The following is a 239-nucleotide window of genomic DNA, read 5'->3' as shown; positions in this document are numbered from 1 at the left end:
CGCGCTCGCCGTCGGCGGCGTGGAGCTGACGGCCGCCGACGGCGAGCGCGGGCGCGTCCGGGTCCACCGGGGCGTACGGCGCGAAGCGGTCGCCCTGGCTCGGCACCTCGACGGCGTAGTCCGCGAAGCCGGCCGGGGGCTGCGGGAAACGGCCGCCCATCGGGCGCAGCGCCAGCGCGACGCGCTCCCCGCGGCAGGCGGCAGCCCGGTCAAGAGTGTCGGGCCCGCTGACCACGAGG

General features: G+C 79.9%; 1 pseudogene. It reads right to left on the bottom strand.

The features are described 5' to 3' along the window. A pseudogene (locus J0695_RS43270) lies at positions 1 to 239 on the bottom strand (TIGR03089 family protein); the annotation flags it as partial.

The sequence above is a fragment of the Streptomyces beijiangensis genome (assembly GCF_017315755.1).
In the GTDB taxonomy this organism is placed as follows: domain Bacteria; phylum Actinomycetota; class Actinomycetes; order Streptomycetales; family Streptomycetaceae; genus Streptomyces; species Streptomyces beijiangensis.
The sequence above is the reverse complement of the archived record's forward strand: the minus strand, read 5'-3'. Positions and strand labels throughout refer to the sequence as shown.